At 68.8% G+C, this 13,128-nt stretch carries 14 protein-coding genes; 6 read left to right on the top strand and 8 right to left on the bottom strand.

Annotated elements, in window-relative coordinates; genetic code table 11:
* Positions 1 to 39: 39 nt before the first annotated feature.
* Positions 40 to 1,071, bottom strand: coding sequence for a fatty acid desaturase (locus H8B22_RS10865; protein ID WP_208456889.1), 1,032 nt, complete (start codon positions 1,069 to 1,071; stop codon positions 40 to 42).
* A gap of 165 nt (positions 1,072 to 1,236) precedes the next feature.
* Here H8B22_RS10865 and H8B22_RS10860 point away from each other — a divergent pair, with 165 nt between their 5' ends.
* From H8B22_RS10860 to H8B22_RS10850, 3 genes are all read left to right on the top strand, one after another.
* Complete coding sequence (locus H8B22_RS10860) at positions 1,237 to 1,458, top strand: RNA-binding S4 domain-containing protein (RefSeq protein WP_187711442.1); 222 nt, start codon at positions 1,237 to 1,239, stop codon at positions 1,456 to 1,458.
* A gap of 12 nt (positions 1,459 to 1,470) precedes the next feature.
* Entirely contained in the window at positions 1,471 to 1,989 is a 519-nt protein-coding gene (locus tag H8B22_RS10855; protein WP_187711441.1) for a GAF domain-containing protein, read from the top strand.
* Positions 1,990 to 2,107: 118 nt separating this feature from the next.
* Positions 2,108 to 3,004 carry a c-type cytochrome gene (locus H8B22_RS10850; protein ID WP_187711440.1) on the top strand — a complete coding sequence of 299 codons (897 nt, stop codon included), beginning with the start codon at positions 2,108 to 2,110 and terminating at the stop codon, positions 3,002 to 3,004.
* 12 nt (positions 3,005 to 3,016) lie between these two features.
* Here the strand turns inward: H8B22_RS10850 and H8B22_RS10845 are convergent, their stop codons facing one another.
* Positions 3,017 to 3,880, bottom strand: a complete 864-nt coding sequence (locus tag H8B22_RS10845; RefSeq protein WP_187711439.1) for a sterol desaturase family protein — start codon at positions 3,878 to 3,880, stop codon at positions 3,017 to 3,019.
* A gap of 171 nt (positions 3,881 to 4,051) precedes the next feature.
* On the opposite strand from H8B22_RS10845, the gene H8B22_RS10840 reads away from it, so the two are divergent.
* Entirely contained in the window at positions 4,052 to 4,972 is a 921-nt protein-coding gene (locus H8B22_RS10840; RefSeq protein WP_187711438.1) for a CPBP family intramembrane glutamic endopeptidase, read from the top strand.
* A gap of 27 nt (positions 4,973 to 4,999) precedes the next feature.
* On the opposite strand, the gene H8B22_RS10835 is transcribed toward H8B22_RS10840, so the two are convergent.
* Entirely contained in the window at positions 5,000 to 5,680 is a 681-nt protein-coding gene (locus H8B22_RS10835; protein ID WP_187711437.1) for a GNAT family N-acetyltransferase, read from the bottom strand.
* 118 nt (positions 5,681 to 5,798) lie between these two features.
* Here H8B22_RS10835 and H8B22_RS10830 point away from each other — a divergent pair, with 118 nt between their 5' ends.
* Positions 5,799 to 6,101, top strand: a complete 303-nt coding sequence (locus H8B22_RS10830) for a GIY-YIG nuclease family protein (protein WP_187711436.1) — start codon at positions 5,799 to 5,801, stop codon at positions 6,099 to 6,101.
* Between the two features lie 46 nt (positions 6,102 to 6,147).
* Here H8B22_RS10830 and H8B22_RS10825 read toward each other — a convergent pair whose 3' ends face one another.
* The 5 genes from H8B22_RS10825 to hutU all read right to left on the bottom strand — a co-directional run bounded on the left by H8B22_RS10825 (position 6,148) and on the right by hutU (position 12,315).
* A complete protein-coding gene (locus tag H8B22_RS10825; RefSeq protein ID WP_187711435.1) occupies positions 6,148 to 7,602 on the bottom strand; it encodes an MATE family efflux transporter in 1,455 nt (484 codons plus the stop codon).
* 159 nt (positions 7,603 to 7,761) lie between these two features.
* Complete coding sequence (locus tag H8B22_RS10820; RefSeq protein WP_187711434.1) at positions 7,762 to 8,850, bottom strand: DUF1615 domain-containing protein; 1,089 nt, start codon at positions 8,848 to 8,850, stop codon at positions 7,762 to 7,764.
* An 84-nt stretch (positions 8,851 to 8,934) separates the two neighbouring features.
* The gene (locus tag H8B22_RS10815) at positions 8,935 to 9,597 is read right to left on the bottom strand and encodes a DsbA family oxidoreductase (protein ID WP_187711433.1); all 663 of its coding nucleotides are present in this window, start codon (positions 9,595 to 9,597) and stop codon (positions 8,935 to 8,937) included.
* A complete protein-coding gene (locus tag H8B22_RS10810; protein WP_187711432.1) occupies positions 9,594 to 10,481 on the bottom strand; it encodes an ATP-grasp domain-containing protein in 888 nt (295 codons plus the stop codon). The genes H8B22_RS10815 and H8B22_RS10810 overlap by 4 nt, the downstream gene beginning before the upstream one ends.
* A gap of 169 nt (positions 10,482 to 10,650) precedes the next feature.
* Complete coding sequence (gene hutU, locus H8B22_RS10805) at positions 10,651 to 12,315, bottom strand: urocanate hydratase (RefSeq protein WP_187711431.1); 1,665 nt, start codon at positions 12,313 to 12,315, stop codon at positions 10,651 to 10,653.
* Between the two features lie 203 nt (positions 12,316 to 12,518).
* Between hutU and H8B22_RS10800 the strand changes: the two genes are divergently transcribed.
* Complete coding sequence (locus H8B22_RS10800; RefSeq protein ID WP_187711430.1) at positions 12,519 to 13,103, top strand: TetR/AcrR family transcriptional regulator; 585 nt, start codon at positions 12,519 to 12,521, stop codon at positions 13,101 to 13,103.
* The last annotated feature ends 25 nt before the right edge of the window (positions 13,104 to 13,128 follow it).

Genomic DNA, 13,128 nt, shown 5'->3' with positions numbered 1-13,128 from the left:
CCGCTTTTCTTTTACGACTGTTGCGAACGCTGCGCCGGCTCAGGCCATCGCGCGGCGCGGGAAGCCCACCATCCGCTGCGTCTCCTCGCACCACAGCTTCAGGCGCGCGCTCTTCAGGCTGGTCCACAGCGTGATGCGCGGCGCGGCCTGCAGCAGCGGGCTGGATTCGAACGCCTCGCGCAGGCGGTAGTTCGGGATGCGGCTGGCGAGGTGGTGGATGTGGTGGTAGCCGATGTTGCCGGTGAACCAATGCACCACGCGCGGCAGGTCGTAGTAGGAGCTGCCGGCGATCGCGGCCTGGTTCGAGTCCCAAGTGTCCTTGCGCGTCCAGTAGGCGTCTTCGAAGGTGTGCTGCACGTAGAACAGCCACACGCCCGCCGCACCGGCGATCAGCACGATCGGCAGGTGCACCAGCAGGACGGCCTTCCAGCCCAGCATCCACATCATCGCGCCGCCGACCACGACCAGCACGAGGTTGTTGAGCAGCACGCTCGCCCATTCCTTCTTCCAGGTGAAGGGCAGGTCGAACGGGAAGCGGTGCTTGAGCACGAACTGGTACAGCGGGCCGACGCCGAGCAGCACCGGCGTGCTGCGGTACAGGCGATAGCCGAAGCGGCCGAGCCACGAGCGCGAGCGGTACTCGGCCACGGTCAGCGTTTCGATGTCGCCCATCTCGCGGCGGTCGAGGTTGCCCGAAGTGCCGTGGTGGATCGCGTGTGTCTTCTTCCAGTAGCCGTACGGGAACAGCGTCACCACGCCGAGGATGCGGCCGACCGTGTCGTTCGCGCGCGCATTGGCGAAGAACGAACCGTGTCCGCAGTCGTGCTGGATGATGAAGGTACGCACGTACAGGCCGGCAGCCGGGATGGCCAGCAGCAGGGTCCAGCCGTAGCCCCATTCGCCGATCACGCTCCAGGCCATCAGCGCCCACAGCACGGCGAACGGCAGCATCGTGTTGACCAGCTGCCACACCGCGCGACCGAGGTGGGGCGTGGCGAATTGCGCGCAGAGCTTGCGCAGGTTGACCGACGGAGCGGCGGTGGAAGCGGCGTGCGATACAGCGGTATTCAAAGGACTTTCTCCCGACAGGCGCGCCATTGTCCGGTGCCGCGCCCGCCACCGCAAACAACGGTGGCGTATGGTCTCGCCGCGAGTGCGCGCGCTGTCACATTCCGCTTGCGCAACCCTGCCGGGACTGCGAGGCTGCCCCATTCAGCCAGTCGTCGCCGGGCCTCCATGCAGCGCATCGTTTTCGAACTCGACCGGGAATTCGTCGAACTCAACCAGCTCCTCAAGCTCACCGGCCTGTGCGACAGCGGCGGCGCGGGCAAGCAACTGGTGGCCAGCGGCGCCGTGCGCGTCGACGGCGCGGTCGAGCTGCGCAAGACCTGCAAGATCCACGCGGGGCAGCAGGTGCGCATCGGCGACGTCGCGATCGACGTCATCGCACCGGCCTGAGGCGGCCCGCGCGTGGATGCCGTAAGCCGCTTCCTGGAACGCCGCGACGCGATGCTGCTGCGGCTGGACGAACAGCTGCTGCCCGCGACGACGCCCGCCGAAGCCGCCCACCTGCTGTGCGACTACATCGGCCGCGAACTCAACCTCGCCGACTGCGTCGTGTACTTCCCCGCTGGCAACGTGCTGGTACAGGTGGCGTCCTGGGGCTCCCGGCGCAGCGCCGGCCACCTGCTCGAAACCCGCCTGCAGCGCCCCGTGGACCGGGGCCTGCCCGGGCAGTGCGCGCGCGAACTGCAGGCCCAGCGCGTGCAGGACACGCGCCTGGACCCGCGCTGCGCGGCGGACGATCCGGGCAGTCTTTCCGAACTCGCGGTGCCGATCCGGCACGAGGACGTGCTGCTCGGCATCCTCGACAGCGAGAGCCCGGAGGCGGAGTTCTACGACGCGCGCTACGAGGCGGCCTTCCTCGCCATCGCCGACTGCGGCGCGCGGCGCCTGTGGCAGCTGAACGGGCACGCCGTCCGCCGCTGACCTGACCGCGAACGCGTCGCGGAGGATCGGATCGATGCGTTCCCGCCGCCGCACCTGTCCGCATCCGGGCGGACATTGCGTTTTTGCTGCAAGACCTAATGTTCCGGAGCAAGACGTGATGCGGCGTGTAGTGAAGTGGTCGGCGATCGTGCTGGCAATCGTGGTCCTGGGCGCGGTGGCGCTGCTGGGCGTGTCGTGGGCCGTGACCGGCAAGGCGATGTCGCGCACGTATGCGGTCAAGGATCCGCCGCTGCGCGTGGACGCGAATGCCGAAGCGTTGCAGCGCGGCAAGCACCTGTTCGACACGCGCGGCTGCGGCGATTGCCACGGCCCGCAGGGTGCCGGGCGCGTGCTGCTCGACGATCCCGCCCTCGCCCGCATCGTTCCCTCCAACCTCACCCGTAGCCTGCGCGATCCCGCCTACACCGACGACGCGCTGGCCGCGGCGATCCGCCACGGCGTCCGTCCCGACGGCACGCCGCTGCTGATCATGCCCTCGGGCGAGTTCGCCGACCTGGACGACCGCGACGTCGCCGCGCTCGTCGCGTACATGCGCGCGCTGCCCGCCAGCGACAACGACCCGGGCACCAGCACGGTGCGCCCGCTGGGTCGCGTGCTGTACACGCTCGGCAAGCTGCCGCTGCTGCCCGCGGAAACCATCGACCACACGCCACGCACGCGGGTCGCACCGGCCGAAGCGGTGACCCCGGAATACGGCCGCTACATCGCGCAGTCCTGCACCGGCTGCCACGGCGCCAGCCTGGTCGGTGGCATCGTGGTCATTCCCGGCAAGCCGGCATCGGCCAACCTGACCCCGCACGACAGCGCGCTGGGCCAATGGAGCGAAGCGGACTTCCTGCAGCTCATGCACACCGGCAAGCGTCCCGACGGCACCGCGGTGGATCCGCTGATGCCGTGGCCGGCCTACAACAACATGAGCGAGACGGAGCTGCGCGCGCTGTGGGCCTACCTGCGCACCGTTCCGCCGGTGCAGGGCGCGCCCGTCAAGCGCTGAGCAGCGATCGGGCTAGGGGCGCATGGCCTCCGCGGCCGTTGCACGATTCCCGTGCGAAAGGGCCTTTTCCGGTGGCCCGAACAACTGCGCAAGCGCGCCCCGCCAGCCGCGGGCGCGCGCGGCGTCGCCGAACATCGCGATCCATTCGTGGAAGGTCAGCCGCAGCGGATTGTGGCTGTGCACCTGGCCGATGATCCCGTACTCGCACGGCACCGCCGCGTCTTCCTCGACGAAGCTGCCGAACAGCCGGTCCCACACGATCAGCACGCCGGCGTAGTTGCGGTCGATGTACTTCGCGTTGCGGGCGTGGTGGACGCGATGGTGCGACGGCGTGTTGAACACGTGTTCCAGCCAGCCCAGCCGCCCCACCGCCTGCGTGTGCACGAAGAACTGGAAGCCCAGGTTGATCGCCACCACGCTGACGATGTGCAGCGGCTCGAATCCCAGCCACGCCAGCGGCAGCCAGAACAGCCACATGCCGGACAGCGGATAGGTCAGGCTCTGCCGGAACGCCGTCGACAGGTTGAGGCGCTCGGAGGAATGGTGGGTGACGTGCGAGGCCCACAGCCAGCGGATGCGGTGGCTGGCGCGGTGGAACCAGTAGTAGAAGAAGTCCTGCGCCAGGAACAGCGCGGCGATGGTCCACGCCGATGCCGGCAGGTCGAACAGGCGGTGCTGGTAGACCGCGTAGTAGACGCCGATCACCACCGCCCACGCGACCGCGTCGGCGGCCTGGTGCATCAGCGCCAGCGCCGCGTTCGACAGCGTGTCCACCGCGCTGTACATGCCCGGGCGCCGCTTCCGCCAGTACCAGGCCTCGAGCCCGATCAGCGCCAGGAACACCGGCGCCATGCCGAGCAGGATCCATTTCTCCATCGGGCGAACCTTCCGTGGTGGGGGGCCGGGCGAGTCTGACGGTTGCCCCCGACGGCGTCCAGACTCCTGCGTATGGAAGTGCCGCACCTGGAAGTGCTTCGCCCGGATAGGCCGATCGTTGGGCGACCAACGGGCAAGGCGCCGGCGCGCAGCGCGCGGCATGCTGCGGCCATGCATTCCCGTCCCGCTTCCCGCCGCGCCACCTTCCTAGCCCTCACCGTGACCGGCGCCAGTTACGCGATCGCCCTGGCAGTCCTCGCCCGCGATCCGGACTTCAGTCTCGTCGAACCGCTGTTCCTGCTCGCCCTGCTCGGCGGCGTCTTCCCATTGCTGGCATGGCTGTGCACGTTGGGGGTGTCGCGTGCGCAGATCGCCCCGCTGCACGAGCCGCACCAGCTGCCACGCGTGCTGCTGTACCTCGCCGGCTTCACGCTGCTGGTACTGGGCTGGGGCTTCAGCTCGATCAACGCCCATTTCCCCGGCGAACCGGCGCAATCGCTCGTCCAGCTGGTAGTGAAGCTGGTGACCATGGTGCTGCTGCCGGCGTGGCTGTTCCTCGGCTTCGGCCCGGGCGCACGCGCGACGCTGCCGCCGCAACGCCTGCTGCTGGTGTTCGCGCTGATGTCGCTCGCCTACCTGGCGATGCAGTCGGTGTTCGGCCGCGGCCTGGTCACGCTGGGCGAACTTGGGCCGTCCGCGGCAACGCTGGCCTGGGCGATCCCGCTGTGCTGGCTGTGGCAGACGCTGGAAGCCGGCCTGTGCGAGGAAGTGCTGTTCCGCCGCGTCCTGCAGGAAAAACTCGCCATCGCCACCGGTTCGCACGTGGCCGCGATCGCCTGGGGCTCGCTGCTGTTCGGCCTCGCCCACGCGCCCGGGCTGTGGCTGCGCGGCGGCCATCTGATGGAAGGCGTGGCGCAGGCCTCACCGGGCTGGGCGCTCGCCTATTCGATCGTGATGATCGCGCCGGCCGGCATCGCCTTCGGCGTGCTGTGGGCGCGCACGCGTTCGCTGTGGCTGGTGGTGCCGCTGCACGGCATGGTCGACCTGCTGCCGCAGCTCGCGCCCTTCATCCGCGCGTGGAGCGGCACCTGAGCGTTCGCACGCGTCGCGGGGCCACGCTCATCCGGAACGCCGCAATGCCCAGAAACCGATGTCGCGACGGTGACGGAAGCCGATCTGTTCGTACAACTGCTTGGCGCGCGCATTCTCGTGGCTGACGTGGAGGAACGGCACGCGGCCGCGCGCCAGCGTGTCGTTGGTGAGCATCGCGGTCAGCCGGCGCGCGTAGCCGCGGCCGAGGAAATCCGGATGCGTGCAGATCGCGCTCATCTCGGTGTGGGTGTCGGTGCCCAGACGCTCACCGATGATCGCGGCCAGCCGCCCTTCCTGGTAGATGCCGAAGTAGCGCCCCATCTCCATCGTGCGCGGACGGAAATAATGCGGATAGACGAGCGCCGTCAGCGCGAGCACGTCGTCGCGGTGCGCTGCAGACAACGGGATGATCTCCGGACCGTCGACGACTTCGAGCGGTGTGCTCGCCACCATCTGCGCCAGCGGGCGGTAGGCCTCCAGTTCCCAACCCCGCGGTACCACCGGCGCCACGCCGATCAGGTAGACGCTTTCGCCCGCCGCCACCAGCGGCGCGACGCCAGTCGCGACGTCCACGCCGGCGTGCGCGATCCCCAGGAACGGCGCGTACTCGGCCGGATACCGCGCCGCCTCGCCGTTGACCACCGCGATGTCGCGATGGCGCGTGCGCAGCGAATTCCAGAAGGGATTGTCGAGCTCGGTGGTGGCCATCCGCGATGAGCCTGGAGGGCGGCGAGTCGCCTGCACGGCTATGTTCGGCCGGGCGCGGCTACCGTGGCAACCGCCTTCGCCGCTACCATCCGCTGCCTGCAACGGCATCACGGAACGCATGACCCGCTGGTTCGTCTACCTGCTCGAATGCCGCGACGGCAGCATCTACACCGGCATCGCCACCGACGTGGAACGCCGCTATGCCATGCACCTGGCGGGCAAGGGGGCGCGCTACACGCGCTCGCGGCCGCCACAGCGACTGCTGGCGAGTTTCGAATTCGGCGACCGCGCGGAAGCGAGCCGTGTCGAGTATGCGGTCAAGCAACTCGATCCCGCGCAGAAGCGGGCGCTGTGCGCGACACTGCTGTGGCCGGGAGCGATTGCCGCCAAACGCTACGGAGCCGACGAGTCCGCGGACTGATCGGCCCAAGGCGCGACAGCGGTGATGCCACGTGCCCAGGCGCGCCCTACACCTGCACCGTCTTCCACTTCCCGCGCGAGAACAGCCACAGAGTGAACAGGCCCACCGCGGTCTCGGACACGAACACCGCCCAGAACACGCCGGTGTGTTGCCAGTCGAGATGGATGGCGAGCCAGTACGCCAGCGGGATCTGGATCAACCAGAAGAACACGACATTGATCTTGGTCGGTGTCACCGTATCGCCGGCGCCGTTGAATGCCTGCACCGAAACCATCCACCAGCCGTAGACGAAGTACGAATACGACAGGATCTTCAGCCACTGCGCACCCACCGCGACCACCTTCGGATCGTCGGTGAAGAACGCCAGCAGCTGCGCCGGCATCAGGAAGAAGAACACCGACACGGCCAGGGTGAAGGCCATGTTGTACCAGCCGATGCGCCACACCGCGGCTTCGGCACGGCCCGGCTCCTGCGCGCCGAGGTTCTGCCCAACCAGGGTCGCCGCCGCGTTCGACATGCCCCAGGCCGGCATCAGCGTGAACATCATGATGCGGATCGCGATGGTCGCGCCGGCCACCGCTTCGCTGCCGACGCTGGCGAGGATGCGCATCAGGAAGATCCATGAGGTCATCGCCACGATCATCTGGCCGATGCCGCCCAGCGAGGTGCGGATGATGTTCCACAGGATCGCACCGTGGACCGCCAGCTGCGAGGCGAGCACGCGGATGTGCTTGCCGCCGCGGAACAGCACCCACAGCTGGAACAGCACGCCCACGCCGCGACCGATGTTGGTGGCGATCGCCGCGCCTTCGATGCCCAGCGCCGGCACCGGGCCCAGGCCGAAGATCAGCAACGGGCACAACAGGATGTTGAGGCCGTTGGACAACCACAGCACGCGCATCGCGATCGCCGCATCGCCCGCGCCGCGGTAGATCGCATTGATCACGAACAGCAGCACGATCACCGCGTTGCCGCCGAGCATCCATTGCGTGTAGCGGTAGCCGTGCTCGATGGCCCAGGCATCGGCGCCCATCAGGCGCAGCAGGTCGGGCGCGAACAGGATGCCGATCACCGCCGAGGGGATCGACACCAGCAACGCGACGAAGATCGCCTGCACCGCGGTGATCGCCGCTTCCTCGCGCTTGCCCTCGCCGATGCGCCGCGCCACCACCGCCGTCACCGACATCGCCAGCCCCATGGCGACCGCGTAGAGCAGGAACAGGAAGCTCTCGGTCAGCCCCACCGTCGCCACCGCCGACGGCCCGAGCTTGGCGACGAAGAAGATGTCGACCACGGCGAAGGTCGATTCCAGCACCAGCTCCAGCACCATCGGCACCGCGAGCAGGAACACCGCGCGGCGCAGCGGGATCTTGGTGTAGTCGGCGCCGGTGCCGCGGATGGCGTCGCGCAGGTCGTGCCAGAGGTTGCCGCTGGGCACGGGTGCGGCGATCGCGGCCGCTCCGGATTCGTCGGGAAGGTTGGACGGCTGCTGGCTGCTCATGCGGTGTCCCTTCAGGCCTGCATCGGGGGATGGTACGGCGGTGTGCCATACCGTTCAGCAGGACGACGAGTGAGGCAACGTGGAATCGACACCGCCCGCGGCGCGAGCCGCGCAGCCGCATTCAGGACATCGGCATCCCGCGGCGCGGCACGCTTGCGCTCACCGCGCCATGCACTGCTTCCAGCGCCCGTTCACGCGATCGGCGAACCAGGCGGTGGTGAGCTTGCGGGTGATCTTGGGGCTGCTCAGGTCGATCTGCGGCAGGCGGGCGCGGGCCAGCGGTCCGCCGGCCTTGCGTTCGGCGAGGGCGTAGACGTCGCGGTAGAGCGCGGTGTCCTCGAATGCGAGCGTGCGCCCACGCTGCAACGCCGCGCGGATCGTGGCCGCATCCATCCCGAGCGACGCGCCCATGTCGCGCAGCGCGGCTTCGGTTGTGCCGGGGCGATCCATCGGGGCGCCCGGTGCGAGCAGGTCGCCGTCGTAGACCAGCGCGCGACCCGAAGCCAGGCTGACGGCGCGTTGGAAGGCCGCGTTGCGGCTCGCATACCAACCGGCGTTGAAATCCGCGAAGCGATGCAGCGGCTGCGTGTAATGCGCGGGATAGGCCAGCAGGTGGCGGATGCCGAAATACAGCCCGCCGCGACGGCTGAAGACTTCGTGGCGGATCGAGCCGTCGAGCGGGTACGGATAGCCGCGTGCGTTGCGTTCGGCGAAGGCGATGCTGACCTGCATCGGCCCGCCGGTGCGGACGGGATTGAAGCCGCGCAACAGCCGGCGTCCCAGCGGCACGCGCTGGATCATCTCCTCGAACAACGCCGAAAGCTGCTGTTCGGTGCGCAGGGCATCGATGCGTTCGGCGTAGGTGCGTCCATCCGGCGAACGCATTTCCAGTGCTGCGTCCACCATGAACGCCGGGACGTGCAGGCGCGCCGCGCGGCGGTCGATCTCGCCGCGCGCGATCGTCGGCAATCCCGGTACGGGCGGATCGGCGCGGTAGGTGGATTCCTGTTCGACCACCGCCAGCACCGCGCACAGGTTGCTCGTGCTGGGTTCGATCTCCTGCGCCGCGAACGCGGCCTGGATGTCGCGTGCCCAGCCGGCACGGTCGGGCACGCTGCGCGGGATCCGCCGCACGAGTTCGGCGCGGACCGCTTCCGGTGTTGGTCCGGTGTCGCAGGCGGACAGGCCGGCGATGCCGAGGCCCAGGGCGAACAACGCGAAGCGGTGGAACCGTGATTGGGCGGGCATCGGCGGCGCAGCGGAACGGGTCGCGCAGAGGCTAGCAGGCCCGGCTGAACCGGTGCCCTGCCCGCGCGACCGCCTGCAACCGGCTCAGCCCGCGTTGGCGCTCGCCTTGGCCTGGGCGATTTCCCGCAGCGCGCGTTCGAACACTTCCACCGGCTGCCCACCGGAGATCAGGTGGCGCTGCTCGATGATGATCGCCGGCACCGCATTGATGCCGTGGCGCTGGAAGAACTCCTCTTCCGCGCGCGTTTCCGCGGCGTAGTCGTCGCCGGCGAGGATCGCGTGCGCACGCTCGACCGGCAGGCCGACGCCGGCGGCGACGTCGGCGAGGACCGCGTGGTCCGAGACGTTGCGGCCGTCGGTGAAATAGGCGCGCAGCAGCGCATGCTTCAGCGCCGCCTGCTTGCCCTCGATGCCGGCCCAGTGCAGCAGCCGGTGCGCATCGAAGGTGTTCCAGGTGCGGCTGCGGCGATCCATGTCGAAGGTGAAGCCGAGCGCGGCGCCGCGCTGGCGGATCGCTTCCTGGTTCGCGCCCAGCTGTTCGGTCGACATGCCGTACTTGCGCTGCAGGTGTTCGGCGATGTCTTCGCCTTCCGGGGCCATCTGCGGGTTCAGTTCGAACGGGCGGAAATGGATCTCCGCCTGCACCTCGCCCTGCAGCCGCTGCAAGGCCTGCTCGAGCGAAGCCAGGCCGATGGCGCACCACGGGCAAACCACGTCGGAAACGAAATCGATGCGCAAAGGGGTCATGCGGAAGCCTCGCTGTTGAGGGTTTCGAGGAGGGCGCGCGCGAAACCGCGGCCTTGCGTGGGGTCGACGCCGAGGTAGAAGTCGGGCTCGATCAGTTCGGCTTCCATCAGCAGCCAGCGCCCGTCGGCGTCCGGCACCACGTCGATGCGCGCGTACAACAGCGGCGCGTCGACCGCGGCCAGCACCTGTTCGGCCAGCGCCACGGCGCCTGCGGGTGGCGACGGCAGCAGCGTGTACAGGCCACCGAATTCCTCCTGCACCCGGAATTCGCCGGCAACCGGCCGCTTGTTGACCACGTGGCTGAGGCGGCCACCGAAGTACAGCAGCGAGGTTTCGCCTTCGCTTTCGATGGTCGGCAGGTAGGGCTGTACCAGCATCGTGGTGCCGGATGTTTCGTCCACCACCTCGCCACGGCGCATGCGCCGGGTCTTCCATGCCCCGCCGGACACGGCGGGCTTGACGATCAGTTCGTCCGCGCCGGTCTCGGCGAAGACACGCGCGACCAGCGCCGGCGACAGCACGTCGGTGAAGGTGGTGGCCGGGATCGCCACGCCGCGTTCGGCCAGCGTCGCGAGATAGCGCTTGTCGGAATTCCACGCGAGCACGTGCGCGGGATTGGCCATCGCCACGCCCGCGCGCTCCCAGCGATCGCAGGCTTGCAGCCAGCGCGCGTGATCGTGGTGGTAACCCCAGACCAGCAGGGGCAACACGCAGGCGTGGTCCTGCAATGCGCCCGCATCGTCGACGTGCGCGGTCCAGGGCGTTGCCACGGTGGCCACGCCCATGCCACCCAGCGCCGTCTGCAGGCGCTCGAGCACCTTCGGCCAGAGACCGGAGTAACCCGGATCGGCCGGATCCGGGGTAAGGATGGCAATGCTGCTCATGGACTCGCTTCGCAGGAGGGGACGGCTACCACGCCGGTTTCGCGCCGCGGCACGCAGACAATTGCTGCCGCGGCCGGCGGATTTCAAGTCCGATCATGCGGGTCGCGGCGCCTGCGCGAACGCAGGCCCCGCATGCGTCGCCACCCCGATCGGGCGAGGTGGCATCGGCTTACAGCATCGGCAGCTTGAGGCCCTGTTCCTTCGCGCACTGCCTGGCGATGTCGTAACCGGCGTCGGCATGGCGCATCACGCCGGTGCCCGGGTCGTTCCACAGCACGCGGGCGATGCGCTTGTCGGCTTCGGTGCTGCCGTCGCAGACGATGACCACGCCGGAGTGCTGCGAGTAACCCATGCCGACGCCACCGCCGTGGTGCAGCGACACCCAGGTCGCGCCGCCGGCGACGTTGAGCATGGCGTTGAGCAGCGGCCAGTCGGACACGGCATCGGAACCGTCGCGCATCGCTTCGGTTTCGCGGTTGGGCGAAGCGACGCTGCCGCTGTCGAGATGATCGCGGCCGATCACTACCGGCGCCTTCAGCTCGCCGTTGCGCACCATCTCGTTGAACGCGAGGCCGAGCTTGTGGCGCAGACCCAGGCCGACCCAGCAGATACGCGCGGGCAGGCCCTGGAAGCTGATGCGCTCGCGTGCCATGTCGAGCCAGCGGTGCAGGTGCGGATCGTCGGCGATGATCTCCTTCACCTTCGCGTCGGTCTTGTAGATGTCTTCCGGATCGCCGCTCAGCGCGACCCAGCGGAACGGACCGACGCCGCGGCAGAACAGCGGGCGCACGTACGCCGGCACGAAGCCCGGGAAGTCGAACGCGTTGCTGCAGCCTTCGTCCTTGGCCATCTGGCGGATGTTGTTGCCGTAATCGACGGTCGGGATGCCCTGCGCGTGGAAGGCGAGCATCGCTTCGACGTGCACGCGCATCGATTGCTTGGCCGCGTCGCGGACCTTGGTCGGATTGCTCTTCTGCTCGTCCAGCCACTGCTCGACGCTCCAGCCGATCGGCAGGTAGCCGTGCACCGGATCGTGCGCGGAGGTCTGGTCGGTGACGCAGTCCGGACGCACGCCGCGCTTGACCAGCTCCGGCAGGATCTCGGCGGCGTTACCGAGCAGTGCGATCGACTTGGCTTCACCGGCCGCGGTGTATTTGGCGATGCGGGCGAGCGCGTCGTCGAGATCGCTGGCCTGCTCATCGACGTAACGCGTCTTCAGGCGGAAATCGATGCTGCTCTGGCGGCATTCGATGGTGAGCGACGACGCGCCGGCGAGCGAGGCGGCCAGCGGCTGCGCGCCGCCCATGCCGCCCAGGCCGGCGGTGAGGATCCACTTGCCCTTGAGACTGCCGTCGTAGTGCTGGCGGCCCATCTCGACGAAGGTCTCGTAGGTGCCCTGCACGATGCCCTGCGAACCGATGTAGATCCACGAGCCGGCCGTCATCTGGCCGTACATCATCAGGCCCTTCTTATCGAGCTCGTTGAAGTGCTCCCAGTTGGCCCAGTGCGGCACCAGGTTGGAATTGGCGAGCAGCACGCGCGGTGCATCCGGATGCGTGGGGAAGATGCCGACCGGCTTGCCGGACTGCACCAGCAGGGTCTCGTTGTCTTCCAGGTTGCGCAGCGATTCGAGGATGGCGTCGTACGACTCCCAGTCGCGCGCGGCGCGGCCGATGCCGCCGTAGACGACGAGCTCGGTCGGGTTCTCGGCGACTTCGGCGTCGAGGTTGTTCTGCAGCATGCGGTACGGGGCTTCGGTCAGCCACGACTTGCAGGTGAGCGTGTTGCCGCGCGGGGCGCGGATGCTGCGGGACGGATCGCGACGGGTCGACATGGAAGATTCCTGCGGTGCGAAGTGGTTAGGGGACGTCATTCCCGCGAAGGCGGTATGACGACAAAAAACGTGTTCAAGGCAGGCGCAAATTATCGCGCCTCGGATTTGGCGAGTTCCATGCGCCTGGCGCGCCCGCCCGCCCGAAATTGCCGCAGGACGACGCGATTCCGGCCGCGCAGGCCACTTTTGTATACGCTGTATACATGGCCGCCGCCCTGCCCACCGCCGAACGCATCCTGCGCGCCGCCCGCGCCCTGTTCGAACGCGGCGGCGCCGACGCGGTGCGCATGCGCCGCGTCGCCGAAGCGGTCGGGTTGACGCCGATGGCGATCTACCGCCACTTCCCCAATCGCGAGGCGTTGCTGCAGCGGATCAGCGAAGACAGCTTCGACGAGATCGCGCGGCATTGGCTCGCGCGCGGCCAGAGCGGCGACGTGCTGGCGCGGGTGATCGGCTTGCAGCGCATCTACCTCGACTACGCGCTGTCGCATCCGCACTTGTTCGACCACGCGTTCTCGGCGCGGCGCGCGGATGCACGCCGCTATCCCGATGACTTCCGCGCCGGCCGTTCGCCGACGCTGACCGTGGCCGCCGAAGCCGTGGGCGACGCCATGCAGGCCGGCCTGCTGCGCCAGGACGATGCCTGGGACGTGGCGATGACGCTGTGGGCGCACACGCACGGGCTAGTGGCGCTGTACCGCGCGGACCGTTTCAGTTTCGACGAGGCGCAATTCCGCCGCTTCTACGAGGCGTCGCTGCAGCGCCTGCTCGACGGCCTGAAGCCGTAGCGGGCGCGCAAAGCAGAACGCCCGG

This window comes from Lysobacter terrestris (assembly GCF_014489475.1).
GTDB lineage: Bacteria > Pseudomonadota > Gammaproteobacteria > Xanthomonadales > Xanthomonadaceae > Agrilutibacter > Agrilutibacter terrestris.
The sequence above is the reverse complement of the archived record's forward strand: the minus strand, read 5'-3'. Positions and strand labels throughout refer to the sequence as shown.